Origin of the sequence: Undibacterium sp. TJN19 (assembly GCF_049339485.1) — a bacterium.
In the GTDB taxonomy this organism is placed as follows: domain Bacteria; phylum Pseudomonadota; class Gammaproteobacteria; order Burkholderiales; family Burkholderiaceae_D; genus Undibacterium.
The window spans coordinates 1,682,346-1,703,630 of the sequence record NZ_JBMPPL010000001.1; the positions used below are offsets into that span (position 1 = coordinate 1,682,346).

Consider the following 21,285-nt stretch of genomic DNA (forward strand, 5'->3'; position numbering starts at 1 on the left):
CTCAGGCATACAATCAACGCCGCTGGGCTCCTGCCTGCGCAGGAGCGGCGATTTTATGATTACCATTTGTCTATGGGTACTTCTCCACATTTTCCTCTGTGTCTCGTGGTAAGTGGTGTTAACCAGGCTTTGATAAACGAATATATGATCAAGCGCCCAGTGCTGGGCTGGTAAAACTTAGCCCAACCTACAGCCGCAAATGTTTTCTACTTCCCGCTCTCCACCACCGTCAACACATCCGTCCCGCCAGTCTGTCCATACAAATCCGGCCTGTACATATCTTCTGCATACAGGGGTGGGATGACAAATTTACCTGGTGTTACCACACGTGCACGGTAGAACAGGTTGAGCACGTTCCAGTCCATACGTACGGCGGCAACAAAACGGTCATCGCGGAATTCCACATGCTTGATGCGCGGGTCCTGCATGACTTCTGCCGGGTTCAGTTTGTCTATGGTCACGCCACTCATCTGCTCACCCTGGACGATGTTGAGGTTTTCAATTTCCAGCCCGGCCGGGATGCGGTCGACGATCATGCCTGTGCCCATGACATTGCGGGTTCTGGCGGTGATGCGCATGATGACGGTTTCCCCTACTTTCAACGCCCTGCCGCTGATTTCTGAACCATCAGGTGCGTACATCTTGCGACTCAGTTCAATCACATCGCTTTTCGCCGGTGGCAGCTTGACCGGGTTGCCAGTCATGGACAATTCCACATAAAGATTGTCTTTGCCGCTATTGCTGATTTTCACACCAGCGGCCAGTTCAGCCGCAGGCAATTCGCGGAACACGCTGGCCTTGGAAGTCAGGTCTTCGGTCTTGCCAGCCATGTTCAGACTGCCTGTCCATGTCGCGCCATCAACCGTGCTGTAGGTACGGCCCACCAGGAACAGGGCGAGTTTTTCCTGGGTGCTGTAGTAACGGTATTTTTCCATTTCACCAGCAATGACAGGGATCAGGTTATCGCGCCCGCTGATGGTGATCTGGTGCCTGTCGAGCAGGGCATAGGACAGGGCAGCATCACGCAAATTGCTGCCGTAGTCATACCACCAGTAACCATTGTCACGGCCTTTTTTCACACCTTCTGCCAGTGCGATATCGCTCCTGTTCTTGTCGCCCATCTGTTTCAGGGCAATACCCAGTTGTATCAATGCCAGTCCTGATTGCGCATTGCCACGTGATTCATGCATCTGGCGCAAGGTGGCCAGTGGTGCCTTGTTCTGCCGTGACAGCACGTAGGCGCCATACGCCAATACCCCAAAGCGGCCATTGTCACGCACGCGGTTTTCTTCCCACAAACCGGTGTTGTTGGCATTCGTCGTGGTAGTCGTGGCAGCAGCGGCCGAAGCAGCCGCAGCCGGTGCTGTCGCTGGCAGACGGGCAACCCCTTCCTGCAAGCCACGCAACAGGAAGTCGAGTGCCTTGTTGTACATGGCATCTGGTACGCCAAAGCCCTGTTCACGTGCATCTACCAAAAAGCCGGTGACATAGGCAGACAGCCAGTACTCATATTCAGACACATTACCCCACAGGCTGAAACCACCATTCGGTGCCTGCATGGTCGCCAGGCGGGCAATTGCCTTGTCCAGCATTTCTACCCTTTGCTCGCGAGTGTAGGGTTTCAGGCCAAAGCGTCTGGCTGCCTCTTCATCGACAAATACATGCGGGTAAGCGGTACTGGTGGTTTGTTCCGCACAACCATACGGATAAGTCAGCAAGCCTTGTATCGCTGCACGTATGTCTATCGGTGCCTTGTTCGACACCACCAGGTGCGCCAGCAGTGAAGCACGGTGCAAGCCGGCCAGTTCAGCTTCCTTGACATCAATCGCTTCACCAGGTTTGACTGTAAAGCGTTTGGTCATCTGGGTTTGCGGTGTCGGTGCCTGCACTGTCAGCGCAAAACCGCGTTCGAGCTTGATGCCGGAACCGCTGCCACCGCTGATATGGACGCTGATATTGTGCAGTCCCGGCAAGGCTTTTGCCTCTATAGGGAAACGCAGGGTACGTTTTTCCTGGTCTTTCAGGCTCAGCGTACGGTCTGCTTCTGTCAGTTTCAGTGCTTCGCCGCCATCTATACTGACTTTCAGATCTTGCGGTTTGCCAGATAGATTATGCAAATCGAGCGCGACGATGGCATTGTCACCAAATGACAGGAAGCGTGGTGTCGCCAGTTCAGCGATCAGTGGTGCAGCGACGATCATTTCTGCATCTTTGGCACCAAAGCGTTCGCTGCCCGCTACCACGGCCATCAGGCGCAAGGTGCCGTTGAAATCCGGGATAGCCAGCGTGATTTCAGCCTCACCCTGTTCATTCAACTGTACCGGCCCGCTGAAAATATCCACCAGCTTGACCTTCTTCGGCAGGCTCTTGGTGGCTTTCGGCGTGTTATCACCACCAAACTTCAGTTTACCTTTCTGACCCTGCATTTTTTCTATCAGGCGGCCATAGATATCATGCTGATCCGGGCCATAACGCAATTTGGCAAAGAAGAAGGCATGCGGGTCAGGCGAAACAAACTTGGTGATGTTGAGGATGCCCACATCCACTGCTGACAGGGTCACCATGGTTTTTTGACCCTTGGCTTCCGGTACTTTTATCTTGACCTTGACTGGTGTGTCAGGCAATACCTTAACGGGCGCTTCCATGGTCACGCTGTATTTGCGGTCTGCTCTTTCCAGCGGTATATGCGCCAGGCCCAGTGCCCTGGCCGGTGTTACCTTATCGCCTTCATTACCGGGGCGCAATACCACGGCTGACACGTACAGGTCATGGCGTTTCCAGTCCTTGTTGAGCGGGATATCAATGCTTGTCGCATCAGCACCGACGGACAGGCGTTTTACCCATAGTGTACGGTCGCCTTCCACCGTGATCAGGGCTTCGCCCTTATGTGGCGGTGTGATGGTCAGGTGGACGGTATCACCATCTTTATAGCCTGGCTTGTCGAGTTTCATGGCGACTTTATCGAGGCGTACACCCTGGGTTTCATCGCTGCGGGCACTCCAGCCTACATAGAAGCGGTAAACCGCTTGCTGTTTGGTATCCGGGTCCAGCACTTCGAGGCGGTAGCGGCCATAACGCACGGGCAGGCGCAGCTTGCCGCGGCCAGTGGCCGGCACGGCAACGGCTGCGGTTTCCACCAGTTCATCGGTTTCGGTAAAGCCAGACTGCCAGCCGCGCTGGTCTTCAAAACGCCAGTAGTAGTTACGGTCTTCGCGGAACAGGCGCACCGGCAAAGTCGGCGAAGCCTGCAATTTGCCATCCTTGTCGGCGCGTATCACTTCAAATTCCACCGGGCTGCCTTCGGGCGCGTATTCACCCGTGAACAGGGGGCGCAGACCGATCAGTACCGGCGCTGGCCAGACCACGCGTTCCAGACTGCGTACGACCGGGCGGCCACCGCTTTCCAGCAGGCTCAGGGTTGTGCGCACGGTGAAAGGTGAGCGGCGCTTGGCGACAGGCGACAAGTCCACATCCACCGTTGCCTTGCCCTGGTCATCGAGCTTGCTTTCATCAAGTTCGGTCCGGGTTTTGGCTTCGTTTTCTGTGACATCGCCAAATTCAAAGCCAGGATATTGTTTTGCCAGTGGGTTTTTATTGCGTTCAAACTGCGCTACTCCCAGCAGGCGGTTACCGGCTGCCGGTGCGCCGTACAGATAATTGCCGACCACATCGACGCTGTAGTCTGAATCCGCAGCCAGTGTGGCCTGCTTGCTGCTCAAGTCCAGCTTCATGCGTTCAGGCAGAAACTCTTCCACACCAAAGCGAAACACGGTGCCTGGCACTTTATCGGCCGGGTCGGCGCGCAATTCCAGCGTCCAGAAACCGGTAGGTGCATCAGCAGGCAATTCCAGTTGCTTGACCAGGTAACCGGCAAAGCGCTGGTCTGGCCGCCAGGTGGCGGTGAACTGGTCTTTGCCATCGGGGCGTTTCAGGCGTGCCTGTATGGCTTGCGCAGGTACGGCGCGGCCATCCGCATCACGCGCCATCACCGACAGATCAAAACGTTCACCAGGGCGGTACAGGTTACGGCCAGAATAGGCAAACAGGCGCATGGCCTTGAATGGCGCGCCGGTAATATCATATTCAGATAAATCCAGCGCCGGTTCTTTCAGGGCCAGTACAGAAATCTGTTCGCCCTTTTTTGCCAGCAAGACCTTGGCATTTTTTGGTTGTTCAGCAAACGTCGCATGGCCATCGCCATTGGTTTCAGCACGTGCGAGCACTTTGCCCTGTTCATCCATCCATGAAATTTCTACACCACTGACGGCCTTGCCATCTGTGAGCGAGCTGACAAAGGTATCGGCTGCCTTGTCATACAGACGTGTTTGCAGGCCTAGGTCGGAGACATAAAAATAGGTGGTCTGGGACTCATAGCGGAAACGTCCTGGCTGGCTCATGACGGCGACATAGACGCCGGGTTCCTTGATTTCCTTGATGTCTTCTACCGAGATATAAGTAACGCTGCGTTTATTGGGCTTTTGCTCGGTCATGAAGCGACCCAGATACACGCTGTCCGCCATATTGTGCAAATCATCGAGCTGATAGCTTTGTACCGCGCCTTTCAAGGTGCTGCGGCGCCAGTCATAATTGGCATAGTCCTCGCCCTCGCCTTCTTCACCATTGGCTTTGCTGTCGTCCGCCTTCTTGGGTTTGCCATTGATGACGCGATCCAGGAAGCGAGGCAACTGGTCGTTTTTGACGCGCAAAAATTGTACGTCGACTTCAGGCACATTGACTGTGACGACAGGCAGGCCACCATTCTGTTTGGCAGGCAGGACCATGCCATTGCTGGCGAAATAATACGAAGGTGAGACCGGCGCAGACACGATGGAATAGCGCGCTTCGCCTCCCAGGGTCTTGCCATTGTGCGCAGGCAGGCCAACCTGCACCTGTATCACATAGCGGGTTTGCGGCTTGATGTGGGGGAAGAACAATAAACGCGGGTTTTCACCAAGCACCCAGGCGCCGCTGACCAGCTTGCCACCCTTGCTGTCGGTATCTTCCGGTTTGGTGCTGACGGTACTGAGCTTGCCTTTGCCTGTGCTTTGGCTATCACCATCGACATCGTTGTCATCGTCACTCTGGGTTTTGGTTTCTGCCTTCTTCAGGTCCGCAGCGGACGGCGGCATTTCAAAGACCTGCAGGTATTTTTCATAGGTCTTGCCACTATCCAGTGGTAGGCTGAAAGTCAGCGCCAGTGCCGGTGCGCCGTCAAGGCCGCGGTCTGCTGCATCAACGAGGGTGAAAGGCGCATTTGGATCATCATTGCTTTCCAGGCCACCAGCTGTCGTCGGGCTTTTGTTTTTATACCAGTATGTGCCGCCTATGATGGCGACAAGTACGGCGAACAGCATCGCCATTTTGAACGATTTGCTTTGCATGTGGCTTCCCTGAAATATCTGGATGATGACTCTGATTTTGCACAATGATTATGACATGGGCGTTGTCAATATTTTCACTTGTTACGATATCTTCCGGTGTTACGATTTCTTCCGCGGGGGTAAATGCAACACACTTTCACAAGAGAAAGTTCAGGTGTAGGCGGGGCAGATTGAGCACTCAGGGAGTGGGTCGCAGATACGTAAAATAGGCCACCATCAATAGCAAGGCCAGGGCAAGGACACCAGTAATGATAAAGAAAGCGATGTGGGCTTTGCCATACGTTGCGTTGCACATGGCCGCTATGCACAGGCAAATCGCGCGTATGACAGCCAGCGAGCTCAGAAAAGTAATCAGACCAAATAACTTGGCGTAGTCAAATGCAGAGTTAAAGAATTCTGTATTGCCGGGGTTGCTGCCATGCCCACCCTGTCCGGCGAAACCCGCAAGAACGACGATGCCAACCACGACGACGGTAGAGACGATAAGAAAGAGTACGAAAACCGGTATCGAGACCAGCAGGGCGCGTGTGGCCTGTCCACAAGTAACGATGTGTTCGTTCCTGACGGCGTTGCTCAGGTATTCAATCACGATATTCCACCTTGTCCATGTCAAAACGGATGCAGTCTGTCCATGCGCCTGATACAGGTAACATGATTGCAATCATGGCCATACTAAAGGAGTGGAATGCAAAAACATAGCCGACCAAAGTATGGGGTGGCTTAGAGTAACCGCAGGATGTCAAACTTTACGGCAATCTGGAATCAGTAAGGTTCAAAATTGACCTTGTGCTTTTGCAGGACATCCAGCATCAGTTTTTTCCATGGCCCGCTGGGTGCCCATACCTTGCTCACGGCTTCATAGGCGAGGACGGGGTCTTCTTTGCCTATCACGACGCGATACAGGAAGACCATGGTGGACGCACGCATATTGACCTGGCAATGCACAAGTACTTTTTTATCGCCCAGGCTTTGCAGGATACCAGCGAAAGTATCAAAGTCTTTTGTGGTCGGGTTATTGAAAATGATCGGTATATTCACGAAGGTCAGCCCCTGGCGACTGACAATCAGGTGTTCATCGCGTACAGCATCTGACACGTTTGGTGGCGCCAGATAGATGACGGCGTCTATGCCTTGCGCTCCCAGGCCCTCCAGCGCCCTGGCAGTAGGCTGCCCTGAGCTGATCAGTTGCTCAGAAACAGGCACCACATTCGGGGCGGCCAGTTCTATCGCCTGTGCCAGGGTGCTTGCAGACAAGCCAAGGCTAAGACAAATGCCGGCCAGTGCATAACTCAGCGGGCCTTTGAAGCCGGAACAGAATTTTTTCATGCTTCCAGTCCCAGCATATTGGCATCGCGGTAAATACGCCAGCTATTGTCGGTCTGACGCCGCCATACCGATAACACATGGCCGCTGCGGCGTATGGTCTTGCCGCCCTGCTCTGGATGCTTTGGCGTGATCTCCACCTTCAGCCAGCTCCAGCTATAAGCCAGGTCGTCAGCGATTTCTATTTCCTGGATATCTGATTGCGAACTGATGCTGTGGGTGTTCAATACAGCACGCAGGGTATCGGCAAATTGCTGGCGGCCACGCATGGGGGCACTGTCAGCAACCAGGAAAACCACATCATCTTCCATCAGGTTCAACAGGCTGTCCACATCGCCTGCCGCACTGGCTGTTTGCCATTGCATGATCAAATCGCGTATTGCCAGCTGTTCAGTATGCATGATTGCTATTACTCCGGTTTTTCAGCTTTTATCGTGTCCGTTTTCAACATGCCGGTTACTTGATGCAGGTCCTGTCCCTGCTGTGCCAGCAATTTCTCCAGTGCCGGCAACAAGGGCCCCAGGGTTTCACTCAGCATATTGCGCACGGTATCGACCACAATTTGCGTGCTTCGTTCAATTTCTATGTTCAGGCTAGCACCAGTTTTTTTCTCGGCAAAGACGGTCATGCGCAAGGTCTCAGGTATCAGCCAGACTTCAAACCAGCTTTCTTCCCGGTTGACTTCTGCTATCGTCAGGCTGGCACCATTGATGGCGATATAGCCTTTGGCAAAGATATAGCGCAGCCATTCTGGCGGTACGGCGATGCGTATGACGTAGTTGTTTTCCAGCTCGCGTATCTGCGCGATATGGGCCTTGAAATCAATATGACCAGACAAGGGGTGGCCGCCGATTTCTGCGCCGTCCCTGGCGGCGCGCTCTACATTCACACGGCCATTTTGCGCATATTCACCCAGTGTCGTGATGGCCAGGCTTTGTTGCATGACATCGAATTCGGCACCGTTCTCACCATGCAATGTGGTCACCGTCAGGCATACCCCATCAACGGCGACACTGGCACCAATTTCCAGATCCTGGCAAAAGCCGACCGGAAATTCCAGCTGATAAGTACGTAGCCCGGTTTTATCGGTGAGTTGTGCAATGCGGGCGATGCCCTGGACGATACCTGTGAACATGATGGAGTGCGATCAGAATGAAGGGTGAGCGAATATGAACGAGTTTCAGTAAATTTCAGCGATTGTAAGCGATGTAGGTTTTTCTTTCGGTTTGCGCTTAATTCTCTTGTTCAGATACAGTGCTTGCCAATGGCAACTCGATTGTGAAGCTGCAACCCTGGCCGACTGCGCTTTCGCAATGCACGCTGCCGCCACAGGCTTCGCTGAGTTTCTTGACAATGGACAGGCCCAGACCGGTCGAATGTTCGCCCGCCGTGGGCAGGCTGGACAGGCGGGAAAATTTTTCGAACAGATGGGACTGGTCTTCTTGCGACAAACCCGGTCCTTCATCGCGTACCTGGAAAACACCGTACTTCCCTTTGGCATGGACGCTTAACCAGATATGCTTGCCCAGCGGTGAATACTTGATGGCGTTGGAGATGAGATTGTCGACAATCTGCACGCAGGCATCCAGGTCAGCGTTGATCATGACGGCTTCTTCCATATTCTGGATAACCTGCAAATCCTTGGCTTTAAGCATTTCAGCATATTGTGCTGTAACGTCTTGCTGTATCTTGCGCAGGTCCAGGTCTTGCAGATTCAGGTGCAGGTGGCCGGTATCAAGCGCATTCACATCCAGCAGATTGCTGATGATGCGCATCATGCGCTGGCCGCTGTTGCTGATGCGTTCCAGATAATGCTGGCGCTGCGCCTCTGGCATGTCTTGCTGTAATTTGCGCAGCAGATCGCTCATGCCGATGATGCTGGTCAGCGGATTTTTCAAATCATGGGCGGCAATGCCCAAAAAGTCATTTTTGTCTTTATCGAGTTTTTGCAATCGCGTGACCGCTTCAGCCAGCTCTGCCGTGCGCTGCCTGACCTTGGCATCAAGTTCCAGCTCGGCCTTTTGCGAGATTTCCAGCAATTTTGCCTGCGTGATCGCGTGTTCCTTTTTCATCAGGCGGATATGTTCAGCCTGTGCCAGCGCCAGTAAAATGACTTCGATGGCTGAACCTATCTGGAAACCATAGTCGGTCGCCCAGCTTGATTCAATGACGCCCAGGTTGCGCAGCGCCACCATCAGTACGCCACCTATCCAGGCTGTCGAGGCAACAAAGACGATGTAGCCAGGCCGGTAACCGCGTATGCCCGTCGCCAGGCAAACCGGCAATATCAGCAGCATCTGCAACAGCCCTACGCTTTGTACGAAAGGCGCAACGATATGGTTATAGCCAGCCAATACTACCAGCGCGGTAATGCCGAAGAAAACTTGCAGCACCAAAAAAACCTTATAGACCCAAGGCATTTTTTCGCGCAGGTGCAGAAAGCGGCTGATGAACAGCGAAGCCGTCAGCACGATCAGCGGCGATGTCAGCCCTGGCAAGATATCGACCAGCGCAGGCCAGTTGGGGGCGATATACATGCCTATATGGCCGTTCACGCTCATGCCCGCCATCAGCGTGGACAAGGACAACAGCAGATAGTAGCGCATTGCCCCGTCGCGGTAGGTCATGGCCAGCAAGAGGTTATACACAATCATCGCCAGCATGATGCCGTAATATACACCCATCATATTAGAGATGAAATTCGACTCTTCGACAAAAGTCTGCGGTGTCCATAACGTGGCACGCAGGAAAACCGAGCTCGTGCTCTGGATGCGCAGATACACCACGTTCGGTGCCGTGGACGGCAGATTGAGCAGGAAAACCGGGAAATGGTGACGGATTTCCAGCGACGAAAATGCCATGCGGTCACCGGCCTGTTGCATGCCCATGCTGCCATCGACCTTGCTGTGATACAGGCGGATGTCGTCGAGCATGACGGGCGTCATTTCCATCAGCCATTGCTGGCCCACGCTGGTGCTGGCGCGTTGCAGGTCCAGCCGTAGCCAGTAGGCAGATTTTGAATACGAAGCGCTGAGATTGCCTTTCAGGGGCTTGAACTGCCTGGCAATTTCAGGCCGCAAGATATCCTGTATCGTCAATTGCCCGCCTTTATCTTCAAGCAATTGAAATTGCGAAGCCAAAGAGAATTTACCGGTTTGACCATCAAGGCTCAGTGTCGTCGCATACACAGGTAAGGCACGTATGCAAAAACACAGTGCGAACAGTACTGCACACCAGACATGGATGGCACGGGCTTTGAGCATCTTTTACGGACGATTTTTCATCAGACGCAGGCGTTAGGAAAAAGACGGTGTCTTTCTACAGCAAAACAATACCTCAGACTAACAAGTTTTCCATGACGCAGCAATAGCTGAACATAGGCATCTATCACGATGATCTGGATGCCTGTGATTTGTATGTGCAATATTTTCCGTGTGGAAATTAATTCACAAGAGACTCATGCCAGTGTTTTCATTCAGGTATCCAGTTGCACATCATGCTCAAGTTCAGGGATCAGGTTGGAATGCGTCATGTCAATCAGGTTTTGCCGCAGCCATTGATGGGCCGGGTTGCGGCCATCCCTTTCATGCCACAGCATATCAATATGCACATCAGGCATGCTGAAGGGCAATTCCTGCCATACCAGTGCATCGGTCATGCCTGTTGCAGAAATCAGGTGCTTTGGTAATACCGTCAGCAAATCAGAATTGGCCACGACGCGCCCGCCTGTGAAAAATTGGTTCACGGTCAGCAAGATGCGACGTTCGCGCCCCATCTGCGCCAATGCCTCGTCCACCAGGCCATGGGCACGGCCAGAAAAACTGACGAGCAGGTGTTTGGCATTGCAATAGTCATCCAGCGTCAGGCGGCCTGCTGCCAGTGGATGGTCTTTACGCATTACACAGACATAATGACCGGAATACAGGCGTTCATGCCGGATCGCACTGCTGACCGATCCCTGGCCCGCAGTCAGCTGGGCCACCACACCCGGGAAAAACCCCACGGCAATATCAATATCACCACGCATCAGCATAGGACGCGGTTCGCGCGTGGTCAGTGGCACCATGCGTGCTGTCACGCCAGGCGCATTTTTTTCTATGTCCCTGACGAGGGTTGGCATCCATAATGCGGCAGTCGCATCGGCCATCGCCATGCGAAAAGTCACCTGCGCTTTGGATACATCAAAATTGCTGGGCGCAATCGCCGCTTCCAGATTCGACAAGGCCTGGCGAATGGCCGGCCACAGGGTTTCTGCCCGTGGTGTCGGTTTCACGCCGTAGGCGGTACGTATCAATAATTCATCGCCTAGTGAATAACGCAGGCGTTTCAGGGCATTTGATACTGCAGGCTGGGTCATTGCCAGTTTATCAGCAGCACGGGTCAGGTTTTGTTCAATCATGACTGCATCAAAGACACGCAGGAGATTCAGATCCAATGTCAGAAAATTCACTTTATTTTCCCCGGCTCATAAGTTATTGACCATTATTCACGAAAAGCATAATTGATATGATAAATCAAAATTAGAATTATATGATGCAGTGCAATATTATGATGCTATTACAAAGTGAATTAAGAGTGGAGAAACATCATGACTTTCCTGAATATAGCATTTCCAATTGCCAACGCATTACCAGTTTCCCAAATGGCAATCAGCACTGTTGTTGGCGCAGCACGTCCTTTACTGGGCCTGGGCATCGTTGCCACCATGCTGGTTGTTTTTAAACCCATGTTGATGGGTATGTTGCGCGCTGCCTTGCTGGTCATCACCCCAAGGCAGTCACGTGAAGAAAAAACAGCAGGCCGTAATTTGCGCAATATGCTGACTATCCGTCGTATTGCCAATGATCTTGACGGTACTTCGCCAAACATGGCAGCAGAACTGCGCGCCCTGGCAGCACGCGGCTAAACAGCAAGTTTCATACAGCCCACGGGATTTGTCGCTATGCAGCATTCCTCAGTGTATACAGGCGCGAGAACAGAGGTAGTTCATGCACCTCGCTCTGCCACCGTGAGCCGCCAGCCACGTTCTGTGGCTGGTTCGCGCAGTCTGGCTTCGATGTTGCCGACGATATTGACGACGGGTGTCATCAGCCTGGTCGCAACAGCAGTGCTGCGCTTGCTGTGGATGGGTTTCAATAATGATTTTTTCGGTGCCTGGATGGAAGCCTGGCTGACCGTCTGGCCGATCGCGTTTCCTGTCGCCTATATCAGCAAACCTCTTGTTGATCAGCTGACACGCAAACTCAGCAAACCGCTAGCCAGCGCAAATGGTCACGCTGGCAGTGGCTTGAATGTCGCCGATGTCATGCACGCCAATGAGCAGGCGACACTGAAGAGCGGCTTGAAACGCACACCAATTATTTTACCGATCGTGCATCGTTGACACAGGATGCGCGGTTCAGCCTGCAAAGCATGATCGTAAGCCATTCAAAAAAGCCGCAATCTGAATTCAGACTTGCGGCTTTTTAACGCGAGTGTGACTACTGCTACTGGCATTGCAGCATATGGTCCTGTATCGCTTCGTCCTGAATTTTTTTGATACTTCCATCTTTTTCCATATTACGCAAAACAGCTTCAATTGCGGGCACCAGTTGCTGATGCCGAATATGCAGAAAATGATAGCCCAGACGCTTTTCCAACGATGGTTCGAGTATATGAATATTATTCAAACCCAGCTTGTGTACCACGCAAAAGCTGAAGCGTGAATCAACCGCAACATCAGTTCGCCCGGCCTCAAGTTTCCTGAACATCGATTCCAGGCCAGGTGCAGTTTCCCTTTGCGGCACATTCTTCAACCTGTCTTCCAGGTAAGTGATACCGCTGACATAGCCGACGACATACGGTTTCAGGCTGTCAAAACCATCCACTGCGATACTCTTTTTTGTGGCAAATACCACCACCTCTTCAAAAGCGATAGGCACACTGACTTTCACCGAGTCTGGCAAACCGCTGTCTATGATCTTGGCTGCAATGGCATCAAGCTGCCCTGAATTCCACATGCTTAAAGCCCGCGCACCTGGTACGGCTATAAAATTGACTTTGATACCCAGTTGCCCGTAGGCCCTGCTCAAGACTCTTTGCGCAGTGGTGGTACTGGGGCGATTGGTATCTGGCAAGGAAATAGTCAAACTCTGCTCTGCGCGATTTTGAGCCAGACCCGGCAAGCTGCTTGTGAGCAGTAGCATCAACAGGCATGGTTTATAAAGGTGCATGAGGTTTCCGGGAAATAGTTTGCCATTTTCAATGGACGTAGTTGCTATTTATACACCTGATTACCCCGTATTTCCAGTAGCTCAAAAAAACAAAAACGCGACCGTGGTCGCGTTTTGTTTTTTTGAGCTACTGCTTGAAGAGGCAATCTACATATGTAACTCAGGCTGCCAGGCGTTTTTCCAGGGCGATACGGGTCGCTTCCAGATCGGCTGGCAAGTGGTAAGCCAGTTTTTCAAACAGCTCGGCATGCAGTTTCAATTCTGCATCCCAGGCGGCTTTGTCGATGGAAGTGATGGTATCGAACTGCGCTTGCGTGAAGTTCAGGCCTTCCCAGTTCAGGTCAGCAAAGGTAGGCGTGACACCAAAGATGTTTTCCACACCATTGGCCTGGCCTTCAATACGCTCCAGCATCCATTTCAAAACGCGCATATTGTCGCCAAAACCTGGCCAGACAAATTTGCCGTTTTCATCCGTACGGAACCAGTTGACGCAGAAAATCGCTGGCTGTGTTGCGCCCGCCGCTGCTATCTTCTTGCCCATGTCCAGCCAGTGCTGGAAATAGTCGCTCATGTTGTAGCCCATGAAAGGCAACATGGCGAAAGGATCACGACGCACCACGCCTTGCTGGCCAACCGCAGCAGCCGTGGTTTCAGAACCCATGGTCGCTGCCATGTAGACGCCTTCTACCCAGTTGCGTGCTTCTGTCACCAGAGGCACGGTCGTTGAACGGCGGCCACCAAAGATGAAGGCAGAGATAGGTACGCCAGCCGGGTCATCCCAGGCTGCGTCAATGACAGGGTTCTGCGTTGCCGCCACCGTGAAACGCGCATTGGGATGGGCGGCTTTACGGCCTGTCTCTTTGGCGATTTCTGGTGTCCAGTCCTTGCCTTGCCAGTCGATCAGGTGTGCTGGTGCTTCCTTGCTCATGCCTTCCCACCAGACATCACCATCATCGGTCAGGCCGACGTTAGTAAATATAGTGTTGGCGGTCAGAGACGCCATGCAGTTGGAATTGGTGGCGGTATTGGTGCCAGGTGCAACGCCAAAATAACCAGCTTCAGGGTTGATCGCATACAAACGGCCATCCGCACCAGGTTTGATCCAGGCGATGTCGTCACCAATCGTTGTAACTTTCCAGCCCTTGATGGCGGGGATCAGCATAGCGAAATTGGTCTTGCCGCAGGCAGACGGGAAGGCCGCTGCGACATAATGCTTTTTGCCTTCTGGTGACTCTACACCGAGGATCAGCATATGTTCTGCCAGCCAGCCCTGGTCACGGCCCATGGTGGAGGCGATACGCAGTGCAAAGCATTTCTTGCCCAGCAGTGCATTGCCACCGTAACCGGAACCAAAAGACCAGATTTCGCGCGTTTCTGGATAATGCACGATGTATTTGGTGTTATTGCAAGGCCATGCCACATCAGCCTGGCCTTCAGCCAAAGGTGCGCCGACTGTATGTACGCAAGGGACGAAATCGCCGTCTGTACCCAGTACCTCATATACAGCCTGGCCCATGCGCGTCATGATGCGCATGTTGACGGCAACGTAAGGCGAGTCAGACAGTTCCACGCCGATATGGGCGATAGGAGAACCCAGCGGGCCCATGGAAAAAGGCACGACATACATGGTGCGGCCACGCATGCAGCCATCAAACATGGGGTTCAGGGTGGCGCGCATTTCTGCGGGGGCCATCCAGTTATTGGTCGGGCCTGCATCTTCTTTGTTGGTCGAGCAGATATAGGTGCGGTCTTCGACACGGGCCACGTCCGACGGATCAGAGCAGGCCAGGTAACTGTTGGGGCGCTTGGCTTCATTCAGCTTTTTCATGGTGCCAGCGGCAACCATCAGTGCGCACAGACGGTCGTACTCTTCTTGCGAGCCGTCACACCAATAGATATTGTCAGGCTTGGTCAAAGCCGCCATTTCGGCGATCCAGTTGATCAATTTCTGATGTTTCACGTAAGCGGGTGCGTTCAATGCAGCCACACCTTTCATGATGGGTTGATTCACGATACTACCTCCAATGCCATTTCAATAAAAAAACCGGTGTAGCGGCACGGCAGGATCGTCGTTAGATTGTGGCGATGCGATCGCAGGAGCGCTCAAGCAAGGCGAACACCATAGCGGCGGTTCTGTCGGATAATACGAAGACAAGAGGGTGTCTTGGCTCCTGGCTTGCGCCCGGCAGGATGGCGCGGGGCGGAAGAATCTAAAAGCTACGTAGGCGAACATTGTACACGCGAGTCTGGCCGGAAGCGAATTTTGCATCAGTTTCATTATCATAATAATACGTTTTATGAAAGTGAAGATTTTTCAGCTTGTCTTCCAGGCAAGTGGGTCTCTGCCCGGGTATTCAACAGCGTTACCAGTTACCATTCAGCCTGGAGGAAATAATTCATGAAAATTGCCATACTTGATGATTATCAGGACGCTGTACGTCATTTGCCCTGTTTTGACTTGTTGAAGGGCCATGAGGTCAAGGTTTTCAACAATACTGCCACCGGTGTCGGCCAGCTCGCTATACGCCTGGCACCTTATGAGGCGGTGGTATTGATACGCGAGCGTACTCGTCTGAGCAAAGCCCTGCTGCAAAAGCTGCCGAATCTCAAACTGATATCGCAGACCGGCAAGGTGGCAGGCAATATCGATGTCCCAGCCGCTACGGAAGCCGGTATCGCCATAGCCGAAGGGATTGGCGACCCCACTGCGCCGGCAGAACTGACATGGGCGCTGATCATGGCGGCTTCGCGCAAGATACCGGCTTATGCACAGTTATTGCGGCAAGGCGCATGGCAAACTGCCTCCTTCAACCTCAGCCATAACCAGTTGGGACGGGTGTTGAAGAAGCGCACTCTGGGCATCTGGGGTTACGGCAAAATCGGCAAGATCATTGCGGGATACGCTAAAGCCTTTGGCATGCAGGTCATGGTATGGGGGCGGGCACCCAGCCTGGCCCAGGCGGCTGCCGATGGTTTGCTGGTCGCTGATTCCAAAGCCAGCTTTTTTGCACAATGCGACATCATTACCATGCATCTGCGTTTGAACGAGGCCACCCGTGGCATCGTCAGTGCGGCTGACCTGGCCTTGATGAAGCCGGATGCCTTATTTGTTAACACCAGCCGCGCCGAACTGGTGGAAGCGGGTGCGCTGGAAAAAGCACTGGATGCAGGCTGCCCCGGCGGCGCGGCAATTGATGTCTTCGAATCTGAACCACTTGATGCCAGCCATTCTTTACTACGGCGTGAGAATGTATTGGCAACGCCGCATCTGGGCTATGTGGAGCAGGACAGCTATGACTTGTATTTCCGTATTGCATTCCAGAATATCCTGGATTTTGCTGCCGGCGAACCCAGGAATATATTGAATCCGGCTTAACCCACATCATCATTGCCAGCGGACGACGCACGCTGTCTCAAGTGTGCGCCTGTCCGTTCAAGCTGCTTTGCTTTCCCATGTTCGTGCCTGTGTATTTCAGCGCACAAACCATATCCCTGCTAAATCCCCGTTTCGAATAAATATTTAAAAAATAACATTGTAAATACTTTAATTTTGTAAAAAATACACTAAACTGCAAAACCAATGAGGCTTGATCGGTAAAAGCAAAAAGGCAAAGTGTATTTGCCTGGAGATAAAACTTGGAAGGAGAAGCTGGCGATGAGACGTAATGTGTTGCGCTTCGGGATGTTGAAAGACATGCTCACCAGGGATATGTTTACTTTTGACGAGCGACGACGTTATGTCAGGCTGCTGATCTATTTGTCGGCCATGATCACGCTGATTTTCGCGACAGAAAACTATCTGCAATTCGGTTATCCGGTACTTGGCCTGGTCGAAGCCGGCGTGGCGATTTTCTTGCTGGGGCTGGCCTTCCTGTTATCTGCCAGCGAGCGCCTGCTGGACTATGCTGAATCCGTAGTGCTGCTGTATGCCCTGATCATTTCCGTGGCAATTGGGTTTTTGGGCGGGATGCAGGGCACGGCGACCTTATGGGTATTCAGTTTTCCTTTCCTGGCATTCTGGCTGAAGGACAGGAAAGTGGGTGTGCAATGGAACCTGGCATGGCTGGTATTGATGGTGCTGGCACTCAAGTTTTCCGGGGAATTTTTGTTTGGCCGTCCTTATCCCGACTCCTTTGTCGAACAGGCAATCGCTGCTTTGGTTTTCTATGCCTGTATTGCACTCATATTCCGTACCAGACGTGTACAGGAAGTGAAAAAGTTGCCCGACAGCGAACGTGGCTATCAGCTCACTCAGGAAAAATCTGACGGCTATCTGCTGAAGCTGGAACAGGCGGCTTACCATGATGTCATCACCGGTCTGCCAAACCGCCTGCGCCTGTCAGAAATACTCAGCAGCGAAATAGCCACTGCTGCAGAGCGCGGTCATACCCTGCTTATCGTCAATATACGTTTGCAAAAGATGTTCGACACCATGAACATTCTGGGTAATGACGCCAGCGATAAATTAATTCGTTCGGTGGCATCGACCATGACAGCAGCAGTGGGCTCGCGTGGCATCTTTGCGCGCATACGGCGTGACGAATTTGTCTGCATCTATCGCAAGCATTCAGAAGATATCAGTGCCACCGAAATCATTAAAGAAATCCTGGCCTTCCGGCTCGAATACAAGATCAGCGATTACGCCATCCATATCGATCACACTATCGGTATAGCTGCCTACCCTGGGCATGCAGCCGACGCAGAATCTCTCCTCAAAAAAGCCGCTCAGGCGATGGTGCAGGCACAATTCGCCAATCTGAAACTGGCTTTTTATGATGAACAGCTGGAACAGCAATCACAGCGGCGGCGGCTGTTGTTCGGGCAATTGCATGAGGCCTTGCAAAACGGCAGCCTGAGCCTGCATTATCAGGGGCAAATCGATATGGAAACTGGGGCCATAGTCGGTGTAGAGGCACTGGCCCGCTGGACGGACGCCGTATCGGGCGTGATTGCACCTGCGGAATTCATACCGATTGCAGAAAAATCGGGGTTGATCAAACCCTTTACGGCATGGGTGATGCGTGAAGCCATCGGGCAGCTTGCCAGATGGCGTACCGAAGGTCTGGACATTTGCATGTCCATCAATTTATCGGCACGCAGCATGACCGATCCTGAATTTCTTGCTGATGTACGCGGGTTGCTCAAAGAATTTGGCTTGCCACCCGAATATATTGTATTCGAACTCACAGAGAGTGCATTTGCCGACTTGCCGGAGATCGCCAGCCAATCACTGCAAAACCTGCATGACCTGGGTTGCCGGCTGTCGATAGATGATTTCGGCAAGGGATATTCGTCCTTGTCTTCCCTGAAAAACCTGAAGGTGAACGAACTCAAGCTGGACCAGGGTTTTGTGTCTACTTTAGCGGATGCAGGCAGCCGTGCCATCGTGCAGTCGAGCATACAGCTGGCGCACAATCTGAATTTGAAAGTGGTGGCAGAAGGCATAGAAAGCATAGAACAAGAGCAACAATTAAAAGCCATGGGTTGCGATATCGGCCAGGGCTTTTACTTCTGCAAACCGATGGCAGCCGATACCTTCAGCTTGTGGACGCGTACCTGGGAAGCCCGCATGACGTCAGCACTTTCTGCATAAGTTTGCCTGCCACTTCCAAAGCCACTTGTTAATTTGGCGGCTTTGACGTATTTTCATAGTCCCAATTCGGGATCATATGAAAATACCATGCCAGTTTCCTTAAAAAAAAGAATCATGCAGCTCAGTCTCAGTCTGCTTCTCTGTCTCTTGCTGATGGCTGCTGCCATCAGCCTGCTGGGTTTGCGTGACCAGCTTGCGACCGCTGATCTGGCCGTTGTGCCTGGCAATACCGTCAATGCTGACGGCACACCGTCAAAACGCTTGCAGGCGCGGCTGGATGCGGCTATAAAATTATTCAAGGCCGGGCAGTGCAAGGCTATTCTGGTCAGCGGTGCCACTGGCGAAGAAGGGCTCGATGAAGCGACCGTCATGAAAGCCTATCTGCTCAAACAGGGTGTGCCCGAAACCGCTATTTATACTGACAGCCATGGCATCAATACCTTTGAAACCGCCCGCTACACGGCGCTCTTGTTGAAGGAAAAAGGCTGGAATTCGACCATCCTGGTCAGCCAGTTCTTCCATATGGCGCGTTTTCAGCTGGCGATGAAAAAGTTTGGCGTAGCAACTTCCGGTCATGTGCATGCTGATTATTTTGAGCTGCGAGACATCTATTCACTGACGCGTGAAGTGTTTGCCTATTTCGAATATACGTTCAGAAATCCGCAATTGGGCTGATGCCGGCTGAGTTGTGCTGAAGTCTTTCTCCGGGTTTTGTAATATTAAGTGATGGACAGAGACTAATTCACATCTGTAATATGATTCATGCTTGTTGAAGTGCATCTCTTTAGAAAGTTTAAAACGTGAACAAAAGAAAATTAGTCGGTATGGTTGCTGCAGGTTTGCTGGCAATTGCCAGTTTTTCTGTTTCTGCACAGCAAAATAAAGACACTCAGCTTATGAGTTTTCAAGGCGCAGAATTGAATGGCAAGAAAATCGCCATGAGTGATTTTGCCGGGAAAACTGTCCTGGTGAGTTTTTTTACCGCAGGCTGCAACCTCTGCGCGCGCGACCTGAAATTGATGCGCGAATTTTATGTCGGCAATATGAAGCGCAATTTCGTTTTGCTCGCAATCAATATTGATCAGGACAAAAAAGACTATGATTCTTATGTGCAATTAATCAATCTTGCCGTCCCGGCCGATCAGCGCTTCCCTATCATCTGGCGCAATACCCCAGGTTATAAGGACAATTTCGGCAGTATCGTCAGCCAGCCTACCCATTTTGTGATTAATCCCAAGGGACAACTGGTGTTGAAGCGCGAAGGCAGCTTCCAGCCGAATGACTGGGATAATCTGTGGGAATCGCTGGACGCCAAATCCTGATCTGTGTAGGTTCGCGTCATTTTGAGTACTTTGTTCCTGTTTTATCAGACTCAGGGAATCGCAATTGAAATATGAAGTCAACATCGTCGATACAAGCCGGATAGAAAACCTGCTTCAGTGTTTTACCGTATTTGCCTATCTGAGACCGCATCTGGATGAAACAGAATTTGTACGCCGGGTGCAGGTTCAGGCGGCAGAGGGATATCACATCGCCTGCATACAAATGGATGGAGAAGTGGTGGCTGCCGCGGGTTACCGTGTGCAGCATTATCTGGCCTGGGGCAAGATATTTTATCTTGATGACCTGATTACCCTTCCACAAAAGAAAAATGCCGGTTTGGGATCAGCGCTGATGGAGTGGGTGACGCGGCAGGCAAAAATTCTGGGCTGCGATGAATTGCATCTTGATACTGGTTATCAAAGGCATGATGCGCACAGGCTGTACCTGAAAAATGACTTCGACCTCAGTTGCCACCATCTTTCAAAGAAAATAAACTGACCGTTTATTTTTAAAACTCCAGAGGCAAGCTCCATCCAGACGGGATCACGTCATGCCTGACCACGGCCCTTTGCTGGTGACGGCGCATCAGGCTGTCTGGGCTCCAGGTCTGCTCCCAGCCGGGTGGGTAAGCCAGGCCCTGAGCTTCCCATTCTGGCTGACGCTGGCGCACGGCTATCACTGGCAAATACAGCGGCAGGGGGTGTTCCGGCGTGTCCGCACCGAGACTGTAAGCATAGTTGGGCAACAAGGCATCACAGACCTGAGCAAACCATGCCGTATGGTCTTCATCATGCCCCAGCGCCTGCGCCAGGCCAGCCGGGTCAAAGCGTGCCAGTGCATCAATTAATTCTGCTGCTGTGGCACCCGGTGCATCACCCCAGCCCATCACCGGGTTGAAATTGTAATCAGCTCCTGAGCCATACCAGCCTTCGCGCCAGGGTCTTTGCATCCAGTTGCGCGTACCGGTCAATAATTGCCAGCGCCAGTGCAGGCCGGATGGTTTTGGCCAGCTATACAGATACAGTTTCTGATAACCGGCAGCATGCAATTCGCGCACCATTGCCATCAGTCGTGCATGCGGCATGCGTTCTGGTGGCGAACGGCGAAACAGGATGGCTTCACCATCTGCATGCTGTACGTCATCGGTAGACAGGTTCAGATCGAGCGTGCGTTTCTCATCACCAAAACGCGCTGCTACCCAGCCGCTTAACAAGTTGACGGATGTCAGTACGCCAAAACCACGATGGCGGTGAAAAATAACAGTTCCGGGGGCGATGGGCTTCATATATCGATGGTGTATCAGCGCAATGTTATATCAGCGATCAAAAATCTTAAACAAGTCACAATTCACGTACAAGTCACACACAAACAACGCAGAATCGTTCTCGCCTAGTTTAGCAGTTTTCACTCCCTGCCCTGGCGCGTTACAATGCATTTATTCAGAATTTATTTA

17 protein-coding genes are annotated in these 21,285 nt (G+C 52.3%); 7 read left to right on the forward strand and 10 right to left on the reverse strand.

Translation table 11 applies throughout. The annotated features are described in order from the left end of the window. Window positions 1-206 precede the first annotated feature (206 nt). The 7 genes from ACO0LH_RS07650 to ACO0LH_RS07680 form a co-directional block, all read right to left on the reverse strand. Entirely contained in the window at window positions 207-5,381 is a 5,175-nt protein-coding gene (locus ACO0LH_RS07650) for an MG2 domain-containing protein (RefSeq protein WP_422940437.1), read from the reverse strand. Window positions 5,382-5,559: 178 nt separating this feature from the next. Beyond that, complete coding sequence (locus ACO0LH_RS07655) at window positions 5,560-5,970, reverse strand: hypothetical protein (RefSeq protein ID WP_422940438.1); 411 nt, start codon at window positions 5,968-5,970, stop codon at window positions 5,560-5,562. Between the two features lie 173 nt (window positions 5,971-6,143). After that, complete coding sequence (locus ACO0LH_RS07660) at window positions 6,144-6,707, reverse strand: protein tyrosine phosphatase family protein (RefSeq protein WP_422940439.1); 564 nt, start codon at window positions 6,705-6,707, stop codon at window positions 6,144-6,146. Beyond that, a complete protein-coding gene (locus tag ACO0LH_RS07665; protein ID WP_422940440.1) occupies window positions 6,704-7,105 on the reverse strand; it encodes a YybH family protein in 402 nt (133 codons plus the stop codon). The genes ACO0LH_RS07660 and ACO0LH_RS07665 overlap by 4 nt, the downstream gene beginning before the upstream one ends. 8 nt (window positions 7,106-7,113) lie before the next feature. Continuing rightward, complete coding sequence (locus ACO0LH_RS07670; RefSeq protein WP_422940441.1) at window positions 7,114-7,839, reverse strand: riboflavin synthase subunit alpha; 726 nt, start codon at window positions 7,837-7,839, stop codon at window positions 7,114-7,116. Between the two features lie 97 nt (window positions 7,840-7,936). After that, window positions 7,937-9,967, reverse strand: a complete 2,031-nt coding sequence (locus ACO0LH_RS07675; RefSeq protein WP_422940442.1) for a sensor histidine kinase — start codon at window positions 9,965-9,967, stop codon at window positions 7,937-7,939. A gap of 212 nt (window positions 9,968-10,179) precedes the next feature. Further along, the gene (locus tag ACO0LH_RS07680) at window positions 10,180-11,154 is read right to left on the reverse strand and encodes a LysR family transcriptional regulator (RefSeq protein ID WP_422940443.1); all 975 of its coding nucleotides are present in this window, start codon (window positions 11,152-11,154) and stop codon (window positions 10,180-10,182) included. A gap of 138 nt (window positions 11,155-11,292) precedes the next feature. Between ACO0LH_RS07680 and ACO0LH_RS07685 the strand changes: the two genes are divergently transcribed. After that, the gene (locus ACO0LH_RS07685; RefSeq protein ID WP_422940444.1) at window positions 11,293-11,610 is read left to right on the forward strand and encodes a hypothetical protein; all 318 of its coding nucleotides are present in this window, start codon (window positions 11,293-11,295) and stop codon (window positions 11,608-11,610) included. 36 nt (window positions 11,611-11,646) lie between these two features. Then, a complete protein-coding gene (locus ACO0LH_RS07690) occupies window positions 11,647-12,087 on the forward strand; it encodes a DUF2798 domain-containing protein (RefSeq protein ID WP_422940445.1) in 441 nt (146 codons plus the stop codon). 103 nt (window positions 12,088-12,190) lie between these two features. On the opposite strand, the gene ACO0LH_RS07695 is transcribed toward ACO0LH_RS07690, so the two are convergent. Both ACO0LH_RS07695 and ACO0LH_RS07700 read right to left on the reverse strand, forming a co-directional pair. Then, window positions 12,191-12,916 carry a substrate-binding periplasmic protein gene (locus ACO0LH_RS07695; protein ID WP_422940446.1) on the reverse strand — a complete coding sequence of 242 codons (726 nt, stop codon included), beginning with the start codon at window positions 12,914-12,916 and terminating at the stop codon, window positions 12,191-12,193. Window positions 12,917-13,076: 160 nt separating this feature from the next. Then, complete coding sequence (locus ACO0LH_RS07700; RefSeq protein ID WP_422940447.1) at window positions 13,077-14,927, reverse strand: phosphoenolpyruvate carboxykinase (GTP); 1,851 nt, start codon at window positions 14,925-14,927, stop codon at window positions 13,077-13,079. Window positions 14,928-15,314: 387 nt separating this feature from the next. On the opposite strand from ACO0LH_RS07700, the gene ACO0LH_RS07705 reads away from it, so the two are divergent. The 5 genes from ACO0LH_RS07705 (at window position 15,315) to ACO0LH_RS07725 (ending at window position 20,330) form a co-directional block, all read left to right on the forward strand. Next, entirely contained in the window at window positions 15,315-16,292 is a 978-nt protein-coding gene (locus ACO0LH_RS07705; RefSeq protein ID WP_422940448.1) for a D-2-hydroxyacid dehydrogenase family protein, read from the forward strand. Between the two features lie 279 nt (window positions 16,293-16,571). Continuing rightward, the gene (locus ACO0LH_RS07710; RefSeq protein WP_422940449.1) at window positions 16,572-18,509 is read left to right on the forward strand and encodes a putative bifunctional diguanylate cyclase/phosphodiesterase; all 1,938 of its coding nucleotides are present in this window, start codon (window positions 16,572-16,574) and stop codon (window positions 18,507-18,509) included. Between the two features lie 87 nt (window positions 18,510-18,596). After that, window positions 18,597-19,184 carry a YdcF family protein gene (locus ACO0LH_RS07715; protein ID WP_422940450.1) on the forward strand — a complete coding sequence of 196 codons (588 nt, stop codon included), beginning with the start codon at window positions 18,597-18,599 and terminating at the stop codon, window positions 19,182-19,184. Between the two features lie 125 nt (window positions 19,185-19,309). After that, window positions 19,310-19,831 carry a TlpA family protein disulfide reductase gene (locus tag ACO0LH_RS07720; RefSeq protein ID WP_422940451.1) on the forward strand — a complete coding sequence of 174 codons (522 nt, stop codon included), beginning with the start codon at window positions 19,310-19,312 and terminating at the stop codon, window positions 19,829-19,831. Between the two features lie 64 nt (window positions 19,832-19,895). Then, window positions 19,896-20,330 carry a GNAT family N-acetyltransferase gene (locus ACO0LH_RS07725; protein ID WP_422940452.1) on the forward strand — a complete coding sequence of 145 codons (435 nt, stop codon included), beginning with the start codon at window positions 19,896-19,898 and terminating at the stop codon, window positions 20,328-20,330. A 10-nt stretch (window positions 20,331-20,340) separates the two neighbouring features. Here ACO0LH_RS07725 and ACO0LH_RS07730 read toward each other — a convergent pair whose 3' ends face one another. Next, a complete protein-coding gene (locus ACO0LH_RS07730) occupies window positions 20,341-21,117 on the reverse strand; it encodes an L-asparaginase (protein ID WP_422940453.1) in 777 nt (258 codons plus the stop codon). Window positions 21,118-21,285: the final 168 nt, after the last annotated feature.

Excerpts from the sequence above, each read along its gene's own strand:
- ACO0LH_RS07730 (WP_422940453.1), bottom strand. The coding sequence starts at position 21,117 with ATGAAGCCCATCGCCCCCGGAACTGTTATTTTTCACCGCCATCGTGGT.
- ACO0LH_RS07685 (WP_422940444.1), top strand. The coding sequence starts at position 11,293 with ATGACTTTCCTGAATATAGCATTTCCAATTGCCAACGCATTACCAGTT.
- ACO0LH_RS07670 (WP_422940441.1), bottom strand. The coding sequence starts at position 7,839 with ATGTTCACAGGTATCGTCCAGGGCATCGCCCGCATTGCACAACTCACC.
- ACO0LH_RS07650 (WP_422940437.1), bottom strand. The coding sequence starts at position 5,381 with ATGCAAAGCAAATCGTTCAAAATGGCGATGCTGTTCGCCGTACTTGTC.
- ACO0LH_RS07660 (WP_422940439.1), bottom strand. The coding sequence starts at position 6,707 with ATGAAAAAATTCTGTTCCGGCTTCAAAGGCCCGCTGAGTTATGCACTG.
- ACO0LH_RS07675 (WP_422940442.1), bottom strand. The coding sequence starts at position 9,967 with ATGCTCAAAGCCCGTGCCATCCATGTCTGGTGTGCAGTACTGTTCGCA.
- ACO0LH_RS07665 (WP_422940440.1), bottom strand. The coding sequence starts at position 7,105 with ATGCATACTGAACAGCTGGCAATACGCGATTTGATCATGCAATGGCAA.
- ACO0LH_RS07695 (WP_422940446.1), bottom strand. The coding sequence starts at position 12,916 with ATGCACCTTTATAAACCATGCCTGTTGATGCTACTGCTCACAAGCAGC.
- ACO0LH_RS07710 (WP_422940449.1), top strand. The coding sequence starts at position 16,572 with ATGAGACGTAATGTGTTGCGCTTCGGGATGTTGAAAGACATGCTCACC.
- ACO0LH_RS07715 (WP_422940450.1), top strand. The coding sequence starts at position 18,597 with ATGCCAGTTTCCTTAAAAAAAAGAATCATGCAGCTCAGTCTCAGTCTG.
- ACO0LH_RS07705 (WP_422940448.1), top strand. The coding sequence starts at position 15,315 with ATGAAAATTGCCATACTTGATGATTATCAGGACGCTGTACGTCATTTG.
- ACO0LH_RS07690 (WP_422940445.1), top strand. The coding sequence starts at position 11,647 with ATGCAGCATTCCTCAGTGTATACAGGCGCGAGAACAGAGGTAGTTCAT.